Origin of the sequence: Peribacillus sp. NPDC097284, assembly GCF_044761765.1 — a bacterium.
GTDB lineage: Bacteria > Bacillota > Bacilli > Bacillales > DSM-1321 > Peribacillus.
Map to the genome: position 1 here is coordinate 99,281 of NZ_JBIWCZ010000009.1, position 19,618 is coordinate 118,898.

A 19,618-nucleotide genomic window follows, 5' to 3' on the forward strand; every position below is an offset into this window, starting at 1 on the left:
TAAGCATCCTTTATTCACCAAGATATGTTTTTAAAATCTCATCGTATGTTCCGTCTTCTTTAAGGTTGGCAAGTCCTTTATTGATTTGTTCAAGCAACTCCTGATTCTTCCCTTTCAATACGGCAATGCCATACTGATCACCATTCAAACGATCTCCCACGATTTGTAGGCCTAGGTCCTTCTGAGTGATTGCATAGGAGATAACCGGGTAATCTTCGATAAGCGCCTCTGCATTTCCGTTCGACACTTCCTGAAACATAGCTGGGCTGTCATTGAATTGAACGACTTTAATTCCTAGTTTCTTAGAATTATCTTGTGCATATTTGGCACCCGTCGTTCCTTTTTTCACGGCCACGGTTTTTCCTTTAAGGTCATCAACAGATTTAACGGCCGTATTATCCTTATTGACGACCACCGTCAATCCGGCATCGAAATATGGCTCCGAGAAATCCACTACTTTTTTTCTTTCATCGGTGATGCTCATTCCTGCAATGGCCACATCAAGCTGATTCGCTTGCAGTGCCGGGATGATCCCACCAAAATCCATTGGGGAAAGTTCAATCGTAAAGCCTTGGTCTTTCGCTATCGCCTGGATTAAATCAATATCAATACCCTTATAATCATTTCCATCTTTAAATTCAAATGGTGGGTAGGTTGTATCCACACCCACTTTGTAAACCTTTTCATTTTTCTCTTCTGTGGCGCTACCATTCCCTTTCTCTTTCACTGTTGTGTCACTGCTTCCACAAGCAGAGATTAAAAGAGTAAGAATGAAAAACAAACTAAGTACACCAATTTTCTTCATAAAATCCCTCCGATATACCTTTTTAGGTATTTTCTCACTAACTACTTATATCCTATAATATAACATAAATATAAAAAAATGTTATATTTGTAGTCTGGATAAATATAAAACATCCGCTGGATATCCATTACTGGTTCAGTAGAATCTTTTCGAGGATGGGCTAGATTTCTTATGAAAAGTTTTTATTTACTAGGGAGGAGTACACTCGTACCGGTGAATAGTACGATAACCCTACTAGACGGGTAGATACCTATATGCCTTGTCCCTTCTTCCAGAATTCATCCCCATAAGAAAAAGGACGATCATAAATGACCATCCCTGGATTATTCTTTTTCGTAAAGTTTTCACTCCATAATAAAAACATTTGCGCTTTATTTATTGGGTCTATACTGGATTGGGTCTTGTTTCAGTCTATCTTGTTCCCCAACAAACTCAATACTAATGACATTTGCCAAATTTATATGTTTGCCGCCGACTTGAAGCCACGTCGCATTCTGAATTAACTGCAAGTTAATGATGCTCGCATGATCAGTTAATGGCTCATTTGCCTCTAACTCTTCCGTTACTCCATTTACATAATAAAACTTATATTTCTCTTTACTCATTTTTCATCATCCTCTTTTCACCTAACGTACTTTATTCGACAGAGATACATGATAGTCCTGCTTATATGGTGAATATAAAAATAAAAACGTTTATTCCTGGTCTCTTTTTCTCTTGCGGGTTTTTATGGAGTTTGATATAAATGGTCATATTTCAATTTATACAAAATCAACCTGAGGCAGGAGGATTTTTACTATGAATGATTTACTGATGAAAGTTTTCACATATCGAAAAGCGAGAAGATTTGAAGATGCTAAAAACGTAATGAAAACATTAATAAATAAAGAACCTGACCATGCCATATTTCAGTATCAAATGGCTTGGTGCTACGATAATTTGGGATTGGAAACTGAGGCAGTCCCTCATTACGAAAAAGCCATTCAATTAGGACTCCCTCCTAAAGACTTAGAAGGAGCCTATTTAGGATTGGGAAGTACTTATCGATCAATAGGAAGATATGTAGAGGCACAGAACCTTTTTGAAGAGGCGCTATTATTATTCCCAGACTCTGAGCAAATAAAAGTTTTTTATTCCATGACCTTATATAATTTAAAGCAATATGAAAAAGCGATGGCAGTCCTTCTAAACACTTTAGTCGAAACGACATCTGACGAATCCATATTACAGTATAAAGAAGCCATCGTTTTTTATAGTGACAAATTAAATCAGACATGGTGATACGCAGGTCATGTTAGCCTATCACCATTTGCATCATTATCCGAAGTATTGGTTCAGTATCTCTTTAAAACGTTTCTCATCGACTTCCTCTTTTTCTACTTTCCCGTCTGCCCATCGGGTAAAGGAGGTTTCCGTCAACGTGATACTCCCATTGTCGGTAAGTCGTGTGATCAGTCGGCTTTTGTTAAAAGGTGAATTCGGATGTTGCCTGATGATGGTTTGTACCTCATTCAATTCCCTCATATGTTCTACAGGATGTGCCGTATCAAAGGCATATCCTATTCTCCATTCAGGATCTTTATGCTTCAGCTTCAGTTCCAGGATATGATTGCCATGATCGGTATCCATCCGTTTCACCCGGAATTCCCCATTGTTAGAATGAACGGTTTCCCCGTTTAACGGTACTGGCCTTAATGGTAAGTTGCCTCCAAAACCCGTATCCACTAAATAGGGTTCACCTTCATGCATTAATAGTATGGCTACATGTGTTCTTCCGGTTATCGACCATCCTTGGTTGTATATCACTCCGCGAACCAAGGAGACCTCCAATCCATTTTCGAGGAAGAAAAAATAGAGGGCCGCATTCAGTTCATAGCAAACGCCCCCCTCATTCCTCATCAGGACTTTCTCCATAATGTTTTCTTCGGAGATATCACTTGATTGTTTGGCAAGGACCGATGAGTTTTCAAAGGGAATCGTGTTGGCCGTTTTCTCAAGTATATTGGGAATATTTCCAAACGTTACTTTTTCACTTTCCGAAATTCCAATTCTTTTTCGAAACAATTCATTGATTTGTCCCATGTTCGACTCTCCTTATTCAATGTTTTGATAAGATGTGTGGTATATGTCTTGTACCTTATCATATCCCCCGTGAAATCGAAAAATATTAAATATGAATATTCATACTTTGATTCCTTTAATCATTCTAAAAATGTATACGTGCAAAAAACATCCAAAGAACGTTCTCTTTGGATGTTTTCGGTTTATCCCATTCATTTCAATCTATTGATGAATGGACCATAATTACGGCTGTTATGTTGAACGGACAGCCATTTTAACGTCGTGAATTCTTCAAGTACCCATTCTCCATTGAAGCGGCCAAGACCTGAGTCTTTTTCTCCTCCGAAAGGCATGTGTGGCTCATCGTTAACGGATTGATCATTAACATGAATCATGCCCGTGTGGATTTTATGAGCGACTTGTGTGCCACGTTCAAGATTTGAAGAATGAACGGATCCGCTTAGGCCGTATGGATACGCATTGACCATTTGGATTACGTCTTCATCATTTTCAAAAGGTATCAAGATGGCAACCGGTCCAAAGATTTCGTTCTCAGCAAGTGGCATCGTATTTGTCACTCCAGTGATCACGGTCGGCTGAAGAACATTGCCATTTGCTTGTCCGCCCAAGCGAATCTTGGCTCCTTGCTCAACGCTTCCTTCTATATCTTTTAAGATACGATCGACCTGATCTCGGTTGATGAGCGGTCCTACATTGGTATCCTCATTCGCAGGATTTCCGTATTTAAGTTTTCCTGCAAGTTGGGTGAATCGTTCAGCAAATTCGTCATAAATGTCTTTATGGACAAAAATCCGATTGATTGCCATACAGATTTGTCCTTGGTGATAGAATTTCCCGAATAATGCGGAATCGACGGCTTGCTCGATATTTGCGTCATCAAGCACGATGAAGGCATTATTTCCGCCCAATTCCAATGCTGTTTTCTTAAGTCCCCGACCTGCAAGCTCTCCAATATGCCTACCCACTTCCGTGGAGCCCGTAAAGGAAATCAGGCGTGGGGTCGGATGGGTAACGATATCATCACCGATTTCAGATCCGCGCCCGACAATGACATTCAACAAGCCTTTTGGAAGGCCTGCCGCTTCAAAAATGCTGGCAAAGATCAAACCGCCAGTGACCGGTGTATCTGTAGCAGGTTTGATGACGACCGCATTTCCGGTAGCTAGTGCCGGGGCTATAGATCGAATCGCCAGATGGAAAGGGAAATTCCATGGGCTAATGATGCCGATTACGCCTAATGGATTTCGGTACACACGATTTTCTTTTCCTGGTACTTGTGAAGGAAGGATTTTCCCCTCCATGCGATATGGATAAGTGGTAGCCTCTTTCAAGATGTTGAGGGAAGCTTGGAATTCAGACTGAGCCTTCATGAAGGTACTTCCTGATTCTTTAATGATCCACTCGGTGATCAGGTCCTTATTATCCTGCATGACAAGGATGGCTTTTTCCAACACTGCCCGTTTAACTTGCGGAAGTTCGTTAGCCCACTTTTCCTGTGCAAGGCTTGCTGCTTCATAGGCCCTGTTCAGATCTTCTTTTGTAGCGGCCTGGATGGTGAAAAGTTCTTCACCTGTAAAAGGATTGACGTTCGTCATCGACTTGTCACTATTCCCTGTTTGCCATTCTCCATCTATATACATACGAGTAAAATCTATATTCATCATTTATGTTTTCTCCTTTACATGTATCTATTGTGTCATTCACTTCGAGGGGATTGTTCATGTGCTTAAGCAACCGCCCAACACTTTAGACAAAATAGATAGATAGTGTCTAAAGTGTTTATATTCATACTTTAAACCTCTTACGTCTTTTTGTAAACTTATCCGCCTCAAGGCATGGAAAATGGGAGTATGATATAATTTTCGTATTGAAGGGGGTGTCGTTTTTGCGAAAAATCGCACCTGAAGAAAAACAATTATTGAGAAAATCCTATGTAAAAAGAATCATGAACGTGGTACGTACGAAAGGGTTCCTATCCCTGACCATTTCAGATATGGCCAAATTGATGAATATAAGCCGGGCTTCTTTATATAATTACTTTTCCTCAAAAGAAGAAATCCTTTTAGAAGTGATCGAATACTACCTTGCCTACATCCATGAAGCCGATCAGATGATTGCCGATGAGTCCTTATCGTATCAGATCCGGCTTCAAAAGGTGTATGAGCAAACGGTCTTATCGGCGCTTTATGCCTCTGACATATTCATGAGTGACTTAAAGATTGGCTGTCCCGCACTCTATTCAAGAAAGATGGAGGCGAGAAAAGAACGGCTGGCTACCGTCCACTCGTTCTATTCACAGGGAATGGCAGATGGAATTTTCCATGAGCTGAATCCCACAATCCTGATCATTCAGGATGAAGCTGCACTGAAAGTCATGACGGACTCCTCCTTTTTATTAAAAGAAGGACTTTCCTTGAAGCATGTCCTTTATGATCATTATCAAGCGAAGACAGTACAAGTGCTAAAACCTGAGGCAATTGACGGCGAAGTGGATGAACAGATCCATGAAGTGATCGAACGCATCCTTCAAAAGCTTGCATCGACATTCTGATGATCATGAAAAAGGGGCTGACCAAGAAAACTCCTGGTCAGCCCCTTTGCTTCTATTCATGTACCTTCATGACTATTTTCCCTGTATTCTTATTCTGTTCCATATGTCGGTGGGCCTCTTGGACGCCTTCAAACGGGAAGGCTCGATCCACTATCGCCCTGATTTTTCCTTGTTTGAATAACGGCATCGCTTTTTGGACGAATTCTTCTGTCAGCTCTTTTTTATACGCATCGCTTCTTGGAGTCAATAAGGTACCCTTCAAATGGACCCTCTTAAGCAGCAGATCCATCAGGTTCACTTGATTCACCACGGTTCCGCCCAGGATGCCGATTAACACCCAGCGTCCATCCGTGGCTATACTTCTAAGATTTTTCTCCCAGTATGAAGCACCGACGAAATCAAGAATTACATCCACGCCTTTATTATCAGTAGCCTTCAGTACTTCTTCGTCGAACGATTGTTTTTTATAATTGATGCATACATCCGCCCCAAGGGATTGGCAAAACTCCAGTTTTTCTTCCGAACCGGCGGTTGTGATGATCTTTGCTTGGGTCATTTGTTTAGCCAATTGGATAGCGGCCGTACCGACTCCGCTTCCTCCGGCATGAATCAACACGGTATCCTGATCTTTTATTTGTCCTAACCAGAACAGAGTTTGATAAGCTGTCAGAAATACTTCGGGAATGGCTGCAGCTTCTTCAAATGTCAGGTTTTCCGGTACCAACATTGCCCGGTCCGCGGGCATGACGGCGTATTCTGCATATCCCCCACCATTAACGAGTCCCATTACCCTTGTTCCTAAATCGATACGAGTTCCAGGTGCTGCTTCCACTACTTCACCGGCCACTTCGATGCCTAAAATGGGATTGGTCATGTATCCTGCTTTTCCTTCCCTGGCTATGATATCCGTTCTGTTGATTGCAGAGGCCTGCACCTTGATCAACAAATCACCAGGACCTATACGTGGAATGGAAAATTCCTCAAATTCTAATTGATCCGCACCTCCAGGTTGCTTCACTGTCACTGCTTTCATTTATAATCTCCCCCAGTCCTTTTTGTGAGCTATATGCTACTCTAAATAAAAGCATCAGGCAAATCATTGAATGTCAAAACTAGGAAAGCGTTAAAATAAGCATGATTCCCTTGCTTCCTAATCAGAAAAAACCTGCCCCCCAAGGGACAGGTTACAAAACCTGATAATTAAAAGGTCTTATTTCAATACGGCCTTACCATCCAGATCATGATGCAATTGAGTAGCGGGAACCTTTGGATTAGGGATTTGACCTTTTGCAACGGGCTCGGCTACATAGACAAAATCTCCTGTTCCATCCGGAGCGCTTCCTGTCGCCCATAGACCTTCTGCTGATTCTTGTCCTTCTGAAAGGTTCCAGAATTCATAGGCTTCCTTCTGTGATTCCAATTCGGCTTCAGGTGGGAAGGAAGCCGGCACGACTACACCATTTTTCTCTTCTAACTCTGCAATGGCCGCCATCCATTGATATTGGTGATAACGGTCGCGTGCAAGCATTTTACGGAAGGTCGCACGTACACCCTCATCTTTTGTCATATGGTACAAACGCGCTACCTGCAGACGTCCTTGACTCTCAGCATGCAGGTTTGAACGCATGTCCGCTAATAAATTACCACTTGCTACGATGTAGGAACCGTTCCAAGGAACACCATTTGAGTTCGTTGGCAGTCCTCCAAGTCCGCTTACAAGCAGATGCTGTGGATTGATGCCGCCCATGATGGCTGCTGTTACCGGGTCTTTGGCTGCTTCTGCTTGATCTTCGGGTGAAGCTCCATCCAGCAATTGACTAATCAAGGAACAAAGCATTTCAACGTGTCCAATTTCCTCCGTACCAATGTCCATCAACATGTCCTTATACTTTTCTTCTCCACGACAGTTAAAGCCTTGGAATAAATATTGCATCATGACTGTCATTTCCCCGAACTGTCCACCCAATACCTCTTGGATTTGACGGGCAAGCATAGGATCCGGACGATCTGGTTTTACTTCAAATTGCAATTCTTTTTGATGACGAAACATAATGATTCCTCCTTTAATTTTCTAGAGTTTTCATCCGTGCTATTTTATGAATCTTTCTTTGCTGTTAGGTTGACATCGTCCCTTCCTTTTTCCGAATGGAAGGTTACTAATTACTGTCACGTTTATTTTATTACCCGGATTTCCTGCCCCAAAACCACAAAAATCTTCACAAAAAAATTTGTGAATACTGGTTGAATAAGAGGTTCATTTTGTCCTTCGGGTGGTATAGTAGAAACAATTGATATTATCAATATATGGAAGATACTTAACTGTAGGGGGACTTATAGTTTCAAAAAAACTGAGAGGATTCACGGTTTAGTATACCTACGATTCATTGAAGGAGGATACATATATGGACGTTAGACCACGGCACCATAAAAATAAATCCATGTCGGAAAATCGCTATATCCATTCGTCCCGCAATCTTTGGTCGGGCATCTTATTCGGCATTGGCCTTGTCGCCTTCATAGATGAAATGGTTTTTCATCAACTCCTGCATTGGCATCATTTTTATGATAAGTCGACGACCAATATCGGACTCGTTTCTGATGGTTTATTTCATGCTTTGAGCTGGTTTGCGACCATCGGTTCTTTATTCATGTTCGCTGACCTTCGCAGACGGAATGCCTTATGGTTGAAAAGATGGCAAGGCGGTGTGTTTCTAGGGGCTGGTGGCTTCCAATTATATGACGGGACCATTCAACATAAGCTGATGAGGCTGCATCAAATTCGTTATGATGTGGATATCCTCCCGTACGATATGATTTGGAATATAATTGCTGCGGCATTGATTGTAGTCGGTGTCTACCTTATCTATCGAACAAGACGAAGCACGATAATAAGAGCGAAAGAATCTAAATCATCATGACAAAGGATGAACATATGCACCATATCACGAGTGGGCCTGCTTCCGGACTCTCTCTGGTGATTCTACTCGTCATCATTTTGGTCCTATATATAGCAGCGATGATCCTTTCCAACCGGAAGCATAAAAAGTGGCCACTTTACCGAATGTTCTTTTGGGTGTTCGGAGTGACTTGTGCTGCCGCTTCAGTGATTGGACCCATAGCAGACCGGGGTCATATGAATTTCACCGCACATATGGTCAGCCATTTGCTCCTTGGCATGCTTGCTCCACTGCTGATGGTCCTTGCAGCACCCATGACTCTTCTGCTCCGCACATTAAAAGTACCTCACGCAAGGCGACTTTCACGTCTGTTGAAAACCTGGCCAGTGCGCATTTTGAGTAACCCCATCACAGCATCCACCTTGAATATCGGAGGGCTTTGGGTGCTTTATACGACGGAATTGTATGCGGCCATGCACCAACATGCCTCTCTCTATCTGTTGGTGCATATCCATGTATTCCTTGCCGGCTATCTTTTCACGGCTTCCATGGTTTATATCGATCCGGCCCCGCACCGGTTCAGTTTCGTATTCCGATGCATTATCTTCGTCCTTGCTTTAGCCGGTCATGGAATCCTATCCAAGTACATCTATGCAAAACCTCCAATCGGGGTCATGTCTAACCAGGCGGAATCCGGAGCCATGCTCATGTACTATGCCGGGGATGCGATCGACCTCGTACTCATTGGTCTGCTTTGCTTTCAATGGTATAAAACCGCCAGACCCCGTTCGGCACTAAATACTGAATTTTAATCCCTATGGTTTTATGTTTAATCATCCCTATTTGGCTCATACTAATTTCTAGGAAAAGAATATTAGGGATGGAGCTGAATGGAACTTGGAATATGAAACGAAGAATACGACAGAAGCCACTCTTCATGAATATAAAGCTGGAATTGGCTCTTTTACGGAAAAGATGCCTGAACTTGCAACAAAGTTCAATTCTTTAACGGAAGAATGTTTTAAAGAAGGCACCTTATCGAAGAAGCAGAAACAACTGATAGCTTTAGGGATAAGCTTATATTCCCAGGATGAATATTGCATTATCTATCATACGAAAGGCTGCCTCGATCAAGGTTGCTCGGAACAGGAAATACTTGAAACAATAGGAGTAACCGTTGCATTTGGTGGTGGTGCAGCGATGAGCCAAGCGGTCACGCTCATCCAAACATGCATTGATGATTTGAACCAGCTCAAACAATAACAATCGAAACCATGTAAGGCGAGCATCATGCATGCTCGCCTTCTTTAATGATTATGGTCCGATCAATGGGTCATATTGTTGTTGGTATTGGCTGGATTCCCGCTTGCAGGAGCAAATGAGTTTATCATTTGTTGCATATCCTGCTGTTGAAGCTGTGGTACTTGGTAATAATGATGTTTGTTTTGATAAAGCGAAATCTCATAGGCCATCTCTATGCAATTCGGAACGGAATCAGCGATGACCCGACGCAGTACTGGATTTGTCATCTCAAGTGCGGACATGGCTTTTAACGTTGCACTGGATTTCAAAGCCCCTAGCATCAAGCCCGAAATTCCTTGATCATTAATCTCTGACACCGATTGGTAAGGTTTCTTCGGCTTCGATGGTTTTAGGCCATAAATAAAATCATTGCCTTGATTCATATTGTAGGTTTGGGTTGGGACGGAAGGTTTTTGCCCCGTCTGGAAAGCCTCTAAGGAAGTATTATATTCCTGTTGGATGAACTGATATTGACGATCAAGGATATCCAATAATTCTGGGTCCTGTACATGTTGACGGAGCAACATATAGGTATCCAAAACACTAATCGTCCCCGCTAGCACTTCGTGTGCATCAAATAGTTCATGACCACCATGATTCATTTGCGGAGGTACCGCGCCTGTTTGCATATTTTGATGTGTTTGACCCTGTTGTTGATTTTGATTTTGCACTTACATCCCCTCCTTGTATGATGTTGGAACCAATATTAGTATGGGTAAACCGATAGGGAATATTCATGCCTGTTCCCTTCCATTGACCAAATTTCTCATGGATATATCGTTCTTCGTTGCGATGAATAACGGTGTGGAAACAGAGTACATTACAGTATGATTGCCTATTTCATAAGGAGGTTGACGATGGGAATATTAAGTGGAAATCCAAAAGAAGAACCGATGCACTACGGAGAAGTATTTGGAACGTGGACCTATTTAGCAACCACAAAGGGCTTGTATCGCTTGTCATCAAACCTTGCTCAACCATGCTGGTGATGAAGATCTGCGTAAATTGATTGAAGAAAAAATCGAAAGAGGGAAACAGGAAATCGCCAAAGTGGAGGCACTATTGAAAGGAAAATGGTATCGGATTACCTCCAACGCCACCTGATCGATCAAAAGTCGATATTGAAGAAATCCCCGTTGGCGCCCGCTTTCAGGACCCGGAAATCGCCGCTTCCATATCCATGGATATTGCCGCCGGTTTAATAGCTTGCAGCAATATGATAGCCCAATCCATACGGGAGGACATTGCAGGGATGTTCGAACAATTCCATACTGAACATGCAGCTATGGGTGCCAATTTCCTTCATTTGAACAAGAAAAAAGGATGGTTGGTCCCGCCACCCCTCCATTTTAATAAAACGAAATAAAATGAATCCCCCAGATAAAGGGGGATTTCTGTTTTATTCTTTTAACCCCTCAAGAATGGGATATAGTTCTTCTAGATGTTTGATTTCATAGGAAGGGATGACTTCATTCCGTTCCTTGTCATGACGATTGATCCATACCGACTGAATGCCGGCACGTGTGGCACCAAGAATATCCGTCATTAAATTATCACCGACCATGAGCACTTCATCCTTATCAAGATTCATGAGTTCAAGTGCATGCTCAAAAATGGAAGCATCCGGTTTTCCGCGTCCAAACGCACCGGAAATGACAATCTGATCAAAATATGGGACAAGTTCAGGCGTGATTTCAAGCTTCGTATTTTGAAGCTGGGGTGAACCATTCGTCAGCAATAACAATTTGTACTTTCCTTTTAACTCATCCAACACGCGGAAGGACTCTTCATAGATGAACGGCTTTTTCCGTCTCTCAGCCGGAAAGCGTTCTGCAAGTTCCGCCCCGAATGCCTGATCATCAATACCTAGGGCCTTCAACCCTCTGGTCCATGCCTCTTTCCGGTATGTCGGCACAATCTTGGCCATTTTCCGGAACTCATCATGGTCATCCTGAAAATCTCCCCAAAGCCCTTCGAAAGGATTGATTCCAATCATTTTCGTAAACTCGTATGTATCATAAGAAGAATAAAGCTCACGTGCTTCCTTGCGCACCGCTTCCTCAAACTCGCCAATATTCACGTCATACTTCGCCTTTGCCACTTCACATGTTGCTACAAAAGCTTCTTTCACACTTTTCTGATCCCAGAGTAATGTATCATCCAAATCAAAAAATATAGCTTTCACCAAGACGTTCACCCTCTTTTCCATTCGTTATATTCGAAAAAATTGCACTATTACAATAATAAACCACAACGGTTGGAAAAAGAATAACTATTGGGGAAATTACCTACATCTTTTTCTGGAATAATAAAAAGATTTTCGCATTACTTACACGGATACAAACCACCCATACCACTATCATTGTGGCCCCTTACAAACTATTTTTCACTTATTTAGGAAAGGGGACCTTTTCGAACATATATAACCTCCCATTGCTGGCGACTGCATACTTCGGACCAGAGAACCCCCTTCGGATCAACTCTTTCCTTATATACACCATGAGAGCCGCATGACTCACGATCAGGGTATCTTGCTCCCCATTTGCCAAGATTTGATCCAGTGCTTGATTGATCCGCTTTTCAGCTTTCTTGATTTCCAGTCTCGTTTGCTTGTTCAAGAATGAGGAGCACCGAATCCAGATGGCCCATAGAATGAAGGGCAGTTTCACTTTCCCTTTAAGAGGGGGCGAAGGAATTTCACGCAGTTCCTTCATTTGAATGATTTTATCGGGATAAATATGCTCGGCCGTCTTCACTGCCCTCGACATATCGCTTGTGTAGCAAGCCTTCCACTCCACATCCAATAGTGGAGTTTCCCCATAAACAATATCCGCTTCATCATAATCCTTGAACCATTGGTCCATGAAATCGGCCGTCACATACTTTCCGGTTGGAAAATCATGATTGACCTTAAAATGTCGTACAAGTCCAATTTTCATCCTATTCCCCTCATTATCTTTTGAAATAATTGTTATATAAAAAACACTATCTAATTGATTAAAGCCCTTATATAATGAAGACTCTGAAATTATTACATAAGGAGAATCACACATGACAACCAAAACCTTCTCTAAGGTCGCCCTCGCACTCATTCTGACTCTATCAATCCTTCTCTTACTTCCTGCTAACAGGTAGATCTGTTTCCGCAGCCACTACCGAAAACGCAACGGTCCATACGAAGAACAGTGATCGGTCCTTGGACCAACTATAAAAAAGTGGGCTCCCTAAAGAAAGGAAAATCCGTGACCGTCTATTCCAGAACCAAATCGGGATGGTCGGAAATTCGTTACAAAGACAAAAAATCCTATGTATCTACTAAATATTTTGCGTTCAGCCCCGTGAAGATTACCAAGAAGAAGTATAAAAGTATCAGTGACTTATCGTATCCTCAAGTATCCGGACTAAAAAGTAAAACAGCCCAGGAAAAAATCAACCGAACATTCACTAAACATGCCAAAGAAGCTTATACATCCTATTTAAAAGTGAAACAAGCGGATAAGGAAGATAAAAATGAAGAGTGGTGCAATGGGAAAACGTGTAACTATATGTATGCGACCCAATATAAAGTGAAGTACAACCAAGACGGAAATCTAAGTATCTTGCTCTACAATTATGTATATGAGGGCGGGGCACACGGAATCGGCGCTGTAACATCATATAATTTCAAGATATCTTCCGGCAAGCAAATGAAAATTGCCGACATCCTCACATCGAAACAGAAATATAAGAAAGTACAGAAGTACGCTTACAAATACATGAGCAAACATGAAGACTTTTTTGTCGATAAACAAAGTGATGTTCCCGTAAACAAACATTCCCAGTTTTATTACGCTAAAGACGGAATTTATCTAATTTTCCAGGAATACTAAGTAGCTCCCTATTCTTCCGGAAATCCATCCGTAAAATCCCGGGGTTGGTTTATAAATGATGTAGTTTGGCATGGGGGTTGGCTTTAACTCCTATGCCTTTTTACTACCCTTTATTCATTCTCGCTAACATATGATAAAGAATAGACAGATCCATCTCAATCTGTTACGATTTTTGGCGAGCGAGCATCATAAGAAATCGCATAAAGGGGTATTTCCATGTCAGATATATTAAATAATGTCAACACGTACCAACTGTTGGATAAAATAGAAGAAAACATCTTTTTAACGGATTCCGACCATACCATTGTTTGGTTTAACCAATATGCGAGGGATCTTTTAGTAACCATCGGTCCCTATGTGAGAATAACAAATCCCGATGATTTCATTGGACTAAACGTCAGTACCTTTCACGGGGAGCGACAGGAAAAAATACTTCGGGATGGTCCTTTTCCACACTCGGCACAAATCGTTCTTTTCAAAAAATTCAGTGCCAATATCATGGTGGATGAAATACTGAATGAAAGTGGAAAGCGAACAGGCTTTATCCTCTCATGGCAAGATGTAACGGAATATGAGGAAACGATCAAGGAAGGCAAAAAACTGCTTATGGAAATCGATACACCGATAATCCCAACCGTCCACGATTCAACGGCTTTAGTGCCTATCATAGGAAAAATGACGCCCGACCGTTTAGAAACGATTCAATCTAAAATCCTGAACTATTGTAGAGATCACCAAATCGAGTATATCATCCTGGATTTCACTTCGTTTAAACATGACTTTGATATGTTCGAATTGGATGGTATCAATAAAATATTCAAGGCCCTGTCCTTAATGGGTGTGGAACCCGTCGTGGTCGGCATCGGACCAAAACTTGCTCAGTCGATTCTCCGAACTCGGATAGATATCGATTTTCGTCCCTTCAATTCCTTTAGGCAAGGCATTCAATATATCTTGGATACCAATGGATTTAAATTAATTAAAGAATAAAGAGAAGGCGACATCGCCTTCTCTATTATTTTGTTCACTTTTCAAGGTGAAAGTCCGTTATCGTGCATATTTTTCTGAATTTATATTTCCCGCTCATATCGCTGAACTGGTAATTCTTCAGCACGGTTTCAAGTTGACTCTTTAATGTATCTTCCGCCAAATATGAATCCATCTTTTCTTTCCAGTTTCCCGTTCCGATTAATGCATCGAATGGAACCGTGTTCAATACCTCATCATAAACCTGGATACTTTGGTCAATGCCAAAGCTGCCATAAATGGACCCATTTTCAGCAGCATAGATATGCTCCGATTCAAGTTCCTCGACCAGGATCTCGAAATACCCCTTGGATTCAACGGGGCAAACGGTAATCTCCGCTTCCGCCTTTACAGGACCGAATCTCTTATCTAGGATGTCAATCGTTAATGTAACATGTAACGGCTGGTACACCTTCTCAACTTCTGCACACAATTCTGCTACAGTATTCACTATCATTCACTTTCCCCCTTACTTTTGCTATTATTATATAACATTTTCTCCCCCTGACGCGTCTATTCAATCTCCCTTCGAAGCGATTCTTTCTTAATAACAGTACATTTTTCTCTTTAGCATAAAAGTGAATGTTGATAGTCTCTTCCTCACCTGGCCCCAATCTGCCAGACAACATACGAAAATGTCCATTTCCCATATCGACCATACTGGAATAACCGGACCTCGTATACTCGTATTTTCATCCTCTGCACAAAAAAAGCCAATGGATAGACGCATTGGCTTTTGGCATGCATGAAGCATTTTTATGGTTTTAACACGACTTTGATGCATTCATCTTCATGGTCGTTAAATATTTGATAAGCGGCACTCGCTTGGTCGAGCGGGACTTTATGTGAGATGATTTCTGTCGGATCGAACTCACCTTTTGTAATTTTATCAAAAAGCATCGGCATGTAGTGAATGACCGGGGCTTGTCCCATTTTCAGGTTAATGTTCCGTTCGAATAAATTACCAAGCGGGAACATATTATATTTGGATCCGTAAACGCCAGTCAGTTGAATCGTACCGAATTTCTTGACTGAGTTCATCGCAATCTCTATGGCACTTAATGTTCCGCCCTGAAGCTTGAGTTTTTGCTCGATGGCTTCAATGGTTGATTTTTTTCCGTCCATTCCGACGCAGTCAATGACGATATCCACTCCGCCTGAAGTGATTTCCTTAATATAGGCACCCATATTATTATACTCATCGAAATTATACGTCTCCACCTTGTTCATCTGTTTTGCCCGGTTCAGCCTGTAGGGAAGGTTATCGATGGCAATCACACGCTTGGCGCCTTTCATCCAGGCAAACTTCTGGGCCATCAAACCGATTGGTCCACACCCTAGAATGGCGACCGTGCTGCCTTCCTTCACACCCGCATTCTCCACACTCCAATAAGCGGTCGGGAGCACGTCCGACATGAACAGAAGCGCCTCATCCTCTAGTTCACACGACTCCGGGATCACGAATGGCATGAAGTTTCCGTATGGTACCCGCAAATATTCAGCCTGTCCGCCTGGATAGTTCCCATAACGTTCCGTAAAGCCGAAATATCCACCCGTATCGATTTCTTCATTACGGTTCGAATTATCACATTGGCTTTCCATATCATGTTCACAATAATAACAATGTCCACACGAAATATTGAAAGGAAGGACGACCCTGTCCCCTTTCTTTACCTTCGTGACTTCCGGTCCGACTTCCTCCACGATTCCCATCGGCTCATGGCCAATGACGTAATCCTTATGTGTCGGGAGCGCTCCCTGATAAATATGAAGATCGGACCCACAAATCGCCGTCGATGTCACCCGTACGATGATATCATCCTTCTGCTGTAATTTCGGATCCTCCACTTCTTTTACTTTTATATCCTTTGCACCTTGAAAAGTTACCGCCTTCATATTCAACCTCCTAATGGATTCTTATTACTTTTTTATACCCGTCCATCTTACTAATATGTCCCCATTTGCAAATTTTCAAAGAAAATTTTGTAAAAAAAAACTTCCACGATTCAATCAGGGCATACATTCCTACCTATTCCTATTGCCGCCTAACAACTTCCTTACAGACCTGCCTTTCATACTCTAGTAATAGACAGGAAATCAAAAGCTGAACACACACCTTATCTTTTCTGATTTACAAAGAACCAGGAAAAGATTACTATTAATTAAATAGAATTTTTAGAATAAGGTGATGTATGTTAAAAAACCATCAGTATTTTCAAAACCAACAACGATTCATTCTTAAGAGTTTCATGATTGTGTTGTCTTTATTACTAGTGGTGGGCATTTCCGTATCGCCAATAAGCTGGAAACATGACCCTATCGATATGTCTATACAAGTTATCCTGATATCCAGCATCATACTCTCTTTGTTTTTTTTCATAAAAAAAGACGAAAACAAATGGAAAACGATTTTCATTCTTCTCATGACGATTTACCTTTACCTGAAATTCTGGTTGTATCCAGATACCGCCATCATGATGGCCATGTTTGCCATGGCACCCTTAATCCCCATATTTTTATTTGATAAAATCGGATTTTACATTGTAGCTGCATCAAATGCCATACTTGGTCCAATTTCCATCCATCTTATTTCTCATACAGATTTACAATATACATATAAGTACGTCTCTCTTGATAGTTTCGGAAATATCTTGAATTTCATCGCAATCCAGATCATCTTGACCTTTGTGTTCATCAGTACGAACAACAGGATGAATTCCATAAATGCCTTTCATACCGAATTACAACAAGCCAAGCAATTGGATTCGGTCGGTCAGCTTGCTGCCACCATCGCCCACGAGATTCGAAACCCAATTACGGTCGTAAAGGGATTTGCCCAGCTATTGGATCAAGAAAAGGAATTGAGCAAAACGGAAAAATTCTACGTACAAACGATGCTTACCGAACTGGAATTCACACAGGTCATTATCAATGACTATCTATCATTGGCAAAACCCCATACCGATAATATTGAGGTCATCCAGCTGAATCAGGAAATCCAGAAGACCTCTGACCTTTTGACCAGCTTTGCAAACAATCGTAATATAGGATTCCAACTACGATTCAAGGAAGATTTAATCATAAAGATCAATCCCATTGAGCTCAAGCAACTACTGGTCAACATTATGAAAAATGGCATTGAATCCATGAACAATCCAGGATTTATCATCGTCGAGACCAGTCAGGAACGAGACATGGCAAAAATCAAAATAACCGACACAGGCGTCGGTCTATCCAAAGAACAGCTTGAAATAATCGGCACCCCCTTTTATTCACTGAAAGATAGAGGAACCGGTATCGGTCTGACAGTCTGCTATACCATTGCCCAAAAGTACAAGGGGAAAATCGTCGTTGAAAGCCAAGTGAATAAAGGAACTTCCTTTATTATTTATTTCCCTGTATATAAGGGATGAGTGTATTGATACTAAAGGTAAAAAAGGGTGACCCTCTTCATAAGGTCATCCTTTTCTATTGGACGTTAAAATGATCTTGCCTTTTATTCCAACTAAAACTATAAGAATAATATAAAAGTTATTGACAAACTCATCTAATCATTGGTAAGATGCATTCATACACAAACCAATTTCCAGAATAGACCATATAGTTAGACGTTCGGAATCAACTGGTCTACCAGAGATTCAACAAGAGGAAACTCTTTGTTGGATCTCTTTTTTGTTTCTTACGTCTTAAAAGTCGACTATTCGAGTAGGTAAAGTGTAATTTAAAACAAGGAGGGGACTTATTGAAGGAATGGTACCAGTTAAAAAGGTCTCTCGATTAGTATTAGCGGGATGTATTGTAAATGTCAGTGAAACCTCACTAGAAAATCAACCTATCTAAAAAAGCGGGACTTCTTGTTATTGGAAAGAAAAAAGAAATTTTTCAAAGTGGATTTTTCTGAAACATCATGCAGCGATAGAGCGTAGTGATTTTTTCCAGTGGTCCCCCACTTTATCATATTTTTAGTTTATAAAGTTATATCAAGGAGACATTCATTTCAAAAATAGAGGAGGAATATAGTATGACTGAAGTTAAGACAAAACAAGTGAAAGTGGTACCAGTAGCAGGAAGAATCGGAGCGGAGATTCAAGGTGTTCAATTAAACGGAGACCTGGACCCGGCTATTTTTAACGAAATCAAACATGCACTGAACGAGCATAAAGTGATTTTCTTCAGAGGGCAACACCACTTAGACGATGCAGGCCAAGAAGCATTTTCCAGTCTATTGGGTGAACCCTACGCTCATCCAACCGTACCCGTAAAAGACAATACCAACTATATCTTCGAGCTCGATTCCAAACAAGGTGCCAAAGCCAACCATTGGCATACTGACGTCACGTTCGTTCCCGAAGTTCCCAAATACTCCATTCTAAGAGGCGTCACCATTCCAAATGTGGGTGGAGACACGGTTTGGGCGAATACGAATCAAGCATACGAAGACCTTCCGGTAGGTTTGCAAAAGCTTGCAGATGAAGCATGGGGTATTCATACAAATGAATATGATTATGCACAATTCAAACCAAGTGAAACGATTGATGATGAAGTGAAAAAGAACTATCGTGCCGTATTTGCATCGACCGTTTATAAAACAAGACATCCCGTAGTTCATGTGCACTCCGAAACAGGTAAAAAACATCTGTTACTAGGAGGATTTGCAGGCAGGATTGAAGGCTATTCCACAAGCGAATCCGAAAGACTACTAAGCATCTTTGATTCTTACGTCACGCGCTTGGAAAACACCGTACGCTGGCAGTGGACTGAAGGGGATGTCGTAATCTGGGATAACTTGGCCACTCAACATTACGCAATAGCAGACTACGAAGACCAACGCGTCGTACGCCGTGTCACAGTCGGAAAAGATATTCCCGTAAATCAGCAAGGCGAAGCCAGTAAGTTAATTAATAAGAAATAAGTGATAGTACGAGCCTCCCAGATATTTGTTTCTTCTCAGTATGTTGATAGGACTCCATGATCTTCATTTGAATTGTAAGACATTAAATCCGATTATTTTTCTATCCCTGAATTGTTTGTTAACCCCAAATCATTTAGAGCTAAAAAAAACCAACCTCCGATATTCCTATATCGG

At 41.4% G+C, this 19,618-nt stretch carries 20 protein-coding genes and 1 pseudogene; 10 read left to right on the top strand and 11 right to left on the bottom strand.

Going from position 1 to position 19,618, the window contains the following annotated elements:
• Positions 1–10: 10 nt before the first annotated feature.
• Both ACIQXU_RS15885 and ACIQXU_RS15890 read right to left on the bottom strand, forming a co-directional pair.
• Complete coding sequence (locus ACIQXU_RS15885) at positions 11–805, bottom strand: transporter substrate-binding domain-containing protein (protein WP_402990734.1); 795 nt, start codon at positions 803–805, stop codon at positions 11–13.
• 371 nt (positions 806–1,176) lie between these two features.
• A complete protein-coding gene (locus tag ACIQXU_RS15890; protein ID WP_402867482.1) occupies positions 1,177–1,410 on the bottom strand; it encodes a hypothetical protein in 234 nt (77 codons plus the stop codon).
• 193 nt (positions 1,411–1,603) lie between these two features.
• On the opposite strand from ACIQXU_RS15890, the gene ACIQXU_RS15895 reads away from it, so the two are divergent.
• Positions 1,604–2,086: a tetratricopeptide repeat protein gene (locus tag ACIQXU_RS15895; RefSeq protein ID WP_402867481.1), complete on the top strand. Its 483-nt coding sequence runs from the start codon at positions 1,604–1,606 to the stop codon at positions 2,084–2,086.
• A gap of 36 nt (positions 2,087–2,122) precedes the next feature.
• Here the strand turns inward: ACIQXU_RS15895 and ACIQXU_RS15900 are convergent, their stop codons facing one another.
• Both ACIQXU_RS15900 and ACIQXU_RS15905 read right to left on the bottom strand, forming a co-directional pair.
• Complete coding sequence (locus ACIQXU_RS15900; RefSeq protein WP_402867480.1) at positions 2,123–2,887, bottom strand: arylamine N-acetyltransferase family protein; 765 nt, start codon at positions 2,885–2,887, stop codon at positions 2,123–2,125.
• 191 nt (positions 2,888–3,078) lie between these two features.
• On the bottom strand, positions 3,079–4,548 hold the full coding sequence (locus tag ACIQXU_RS15905) for an aldehyde dehydrogenase family protein (RefSeq protein ID WP_402990789.1): 1,470 nt from the start codon (positions 4,546–4,548) through the stop codon (positions 3,079–3,081).
• 224 nt (positions 4,549–4,772) lie between these two features.
• On the opposite strand from ACIQXU_RS15905, the gene ACIQXU_RS15910 reads away from it, so the two are divergent.
• Positions 4,773–5,438, top strand: a complete 666-nt coding sequence (locus ACIQXU_RS15910) for a TetR/AcrR family transcriptional regulator (RefSeq protein ID WP_402990740.1) — start codon at positions 4,773–4,775, stop codon at positions 5,436–5,438.
• A gap of 52 nt (positions 5,439–5,490) precedes the next feature.
• Here ACIQXU_RS15910 and ACIQXU_RS15915 read toward each other — a convergent pair whose 3' ends face one another.
• Positions 5,491–6,471, bottom strand: a complete 981-nt coding sequence (locus ACIQXU_RS15915) for an NAD(P)H-quinone oxidoreductase (RefSeq protein WP_402990743.1) — start codon at positions 6,469–6,471, stop codon at positions 5,491–5,493.
• 177 nt (positions 6,472–6,648) lie between these two features.
• Entirely contained in the window at positions 6,649–7,488 is an 840-nt protein-coding gene (locus ACIQXU_RS15920; RefSeq protein ID WP_402867477.1) for a manganese catalase, read from the bottom strand.
• A 352-nt stretch (positions 7,489–7,840) separates the two neighbouring features.
• Between ACIQXU_RS15920 and ACIQXU_RS15925 the strand changes: the two genes are divergently transcribed.
• From ACIQXU_RS15925 to ACIQXU_RS15935, 3 genes are all read left to right on the top strand, one after another.
• Positions 7,841–8,356 carry a DUF2243 domain-containing protein gene (locus ACIQXU_RS15925; RefSeq protein WP_402867476.1) on the top strand — a complete coding sequence of 172 codons (516 nt, stop codon included), beginning with the start codon at positions 7,841–7,843 and terminating at the stop codon, positions 8,354–8,356.
• Between the two features lie 14 nt (positions 8,357–8,370).
• Entirely contained in the window at positions 8,371–9,147 is a 777-nt protein-coding gene (locus tag ACIQXU_RS15930) for a cytochrome c oxidase assembly protein (RefSeq protein WP_402990746.1), read from the top strand.
• 85 nt (positions 9,148–9,232) lie between these two features.
• Positions 9,233–9,598, top strand: a complete 366-nt coding sequence (locus ACIQXU_RS15935) for a carboxymuconolactone decarboxylase family protein (protein ID WP_402990749.1) — start codon at positions 9,233–9,235, stop codon at positions 9,596–9,598.
• A gap of 62 nt (positions 9,599–9,660) precedes the next feature.
• Here the strand turns inward: ACIQXU_RS15935 and ACIQXU_RS15940 are convergent, their stop codons facing one another.
• Positions 9,661–10,266 (bottom strand): spore coat protein, encoded by a 606-nt coding sequence (locus ACIQXU_RS15940; protein ID WP_402990792.1) that lies wholly within the window; start codon positions 10,264–10,266, stop codon positions 9,661–9,663.
• A 228-nt stretch (positions 10,267–10,494) separates the two neighbouring features.
• On the opposite strand from ACIQXU_RS15940, the pseudogene ACIQXU_RS15945 reads away from it, so the two are divergent.
• Positions 10,495–11,003 (top strand): annotated as a pseudogene (locus tag ACIQXU_RS15945) (DUF3231 family protein).
• Positions 11,004–11,036: 33 nt separating this feature from the next.
• Here the strand turns inward: ACIQXU_RS15945 and ACIQXU_RS15950 are convergent.
• Both ACIQXU_RS15950 and ACIQXU_RS15955 read right to left on the bottom strand, forming a co-directional pair.
• The gene (locus ACIQXU_RS15950) at positions 11,037–11,825 is read right to left on the bottom strand and encodes an HAD family hydrolase (RefSeq protein ID WP_402990752.1); all 789 of its coding nucleotides are present in this window, start codon (positions 11,823–11,825) and stop codon (positions 11,037–11,039) included.
• A gap of 202 nt (positions 11,826–12,027) precedes the next feature.
• The gene (locus ACIQXU_RS15955) at positions 12,028–12,576 is read right to left on the bottom strand and encodes a histidine phosphatase family protein (protein ID WP_402990755.1); all 549 of its coding nucleotides are present in this window, start codon (positions 12,574–12,576) and stop codon (positions 12,028–12,030) included.
• A gap of 246 nt (positions 12,577–12,822) precedes the next feature.
• On the opposite strand from ACIQXU_RS15955, the gene ACIQXU_RS15960 reads away from it, so the two are divergent.
• Positions 12,823–13,506, top strand: coding sequence for a PdaC/SigV domain-containing protein (locus ACIQXU_RS15960; RefSeq protein ID WP_402990758.1), 684 nt, complete (start codon positions 12,823–12,825; stop codon positions 13,504–13,506).
• Positions 13,507–13,722: 216 nt separating this feature from the next.
• Positions 13,723–14,496 (top strand): STAS domain-containing protein, encoded by a 774-nt coding sequence (locus ACIQXU_RS15965; RefSeq protein ID WP_402990761.1) that lies wholly within the window; start codon positions 13,723–13,725, stop codon positions 14,494–14,496.
• A 34-nt stretch (positions 14,497–14,530) separates the two neighbouring features.
• On the opposite strand, the gene ACIQXU_RS15970 is transcribed toward ACIQXU_RS15965, so the two are convergent.
• Together ACIQXU_RS15970 and ACIQXU_RS15975 are read right to left on the bottom strand one after the other, a co-directional pair.
• Positions 14,531–14,989, bottom strand: a complete 459-nt coding sequence (locus ACIQXU_RS15970) for a hypothetical protein (RefSeq protein ID WP_402867469.1) — start codon at positions 14,987–14,989, stop codon at positions 14,531–14,533.
• Positions 14,990–15,288: 299 nt separating this feature from the next.
• Complete coding sequence (locus ACIQXU_RS15975; protein WP_402867468.1) at positions 15,289–16,428, bottom strand: zinc-dependent alcohol dehydrogenase; 1,140 nt, start codon at positions 16,426–16,428, stop codon at positions 15,289–15,291.
• A 359-nt stretch (positions 16,429–16,787) separates the two neighbouring features.
• Here ACIQXU_RS15975 and ACIQXU_RS15980 point away from each other — a divergent pair, with 359 nt between their 5' ends.
• Positions 16,788–17,945, top strand: a complete 1,158-nt coding sequence (locus ACIQXU_RS15980) for an ATP-binding protein (protein WP_402990763.1) — start codon at positions 16,788–16,790, stop codon at positions 17,943–17,945.
• A 608-nt stretch (positions 17,946–18,553) separates the two neighbouring features.
• Positions 18,554–19,444, top strand: a complete 891-nt coding sequence (locus ACIQXU_RS15985; protein WP_402990766.1) for a TauD/TfdA dioxygenase family protein — start codon at positions 18,554–18,556, stop codon at positions 19,442–19,444.
• Positions 19,445–19,618 lie beyond the last annotated feature (174 nt).

What these genes read in the sequence shown, in the direction of transcription:
- ACIQXU_RS15885 (WP_402990734.1), bottom strand. Translation starts at nt 805, where the DNA reads ATGAAGAAAATTGGTGTACTTAGTTTGTTTTTCATTCTTACTCTTTTA.
- ACIQXU_RS15890 (WP_402867482.1), bottom strand. Translation starts at nt 1,410, where the DNA reads ATGAGTAAAGAGAAATATAAGTTTTATTATGTAAATGGAGTAACGGAA.
- ACIQXU_RS15895 (WP_402867481.1), top strand. Translation starts at nt 1,604, where the DNA reads ATGAATGATTTACTGATGAAAGTTTTCACATATCGAAAAGCGAGAAGA.
- ACIQXU_RS15900 (WP_402867480.1), bottom strand. Translation starts at nt 2,887, where the DNA reads ATGGGACAAATCAATGAATTGTTTCGAAAAAGAATTGGAATTTCGGAA.
- ACIQXU_RS15905 (WP_402990789.1), bottom strand. Translation starts at nt 4,548, where the DNA reads ATGAATATAGATTTTACTCGTATGTATATAGATGGAGAATGGCAAACA.
- ACIQXU_RS15915 (WP_402990743.1), bottom strand. Translation starts at nt 6,471, where the DNA reads ATGAAAGCAGTGACAGTGAAGCAACCTGGAGGTGCGGATCAATTAGAA.
- ACIQXU_RS15920 (WP_402867477.1), bottom strand. Translation starts at nt 7,488, where the DNA reads ATGTTTCGTCATCAAAAAGAATTGCAATTTGAAGTAAAACCAGATCGT.
- ACIQXU_RS15925 (WP_402867476.1), top strand. Translation starts at nt 7,841, where the DNA reads ATGGACGTTAGACCACGGCACCATAAAAATAAATCCATGTCGGAAAAT.
- ACIQXU_RS15930 (WP_402990746.1), top strand. Translation starts at nt 8,371, where the DNA reads ATGCACCATATCACGAGTGGGCCTGCTTCCGGACTCTCTCTGGTGATT.
- ACIQXU_RS15940 (WP_402990792.1), bottom strand. Translation starts at nt 10,266, where the DNA reads ATGCAAACAGGCGCGGTACCTCCGCAAATGAATCATGGTGGTCATGAA.
- ACIQXU_RS15955 (WP_402990755.1), bottom strand. Translation starts at nt 12,576, where the DNA reads ATGAAAATTGGACTTGTACGACATTTTAAGGTCAATCATGATTTTCCA.
- ACIQXU_RS15965 (WP_402990761.1), top strand. Translation starts at nt 13,723, where the DNA reads ATGTCAGATATATTAAATAATGTCAACACGTACCAACTGTTGGATAAA.
- ACIQXU_RS15970 (WP_402867469.1), bottom strand. Translation starts at nt 14,989, where the DNA reads ATGATAGTGAATACTGTAGCAGAATTGTGTGCAGAAGTTGAGAAGGTG.
- ACIQXU_RS15975 (WP_402867468.1), bottom strand. Translation starts at nt 16,428, where the DNA reads ATGAAGGCGGTAACTTTTCAAGGTGCAAAGGATATAAAAGTAAAAGAA.
- ACIQXU_RS15985 (WP_402990766.1), top strand. Translation starts at nt 18,554, where the DNA reads ATGACTGAAGTTAAGACAAAACAAGTGAAAGTGGTACCAGTAGCAGGA.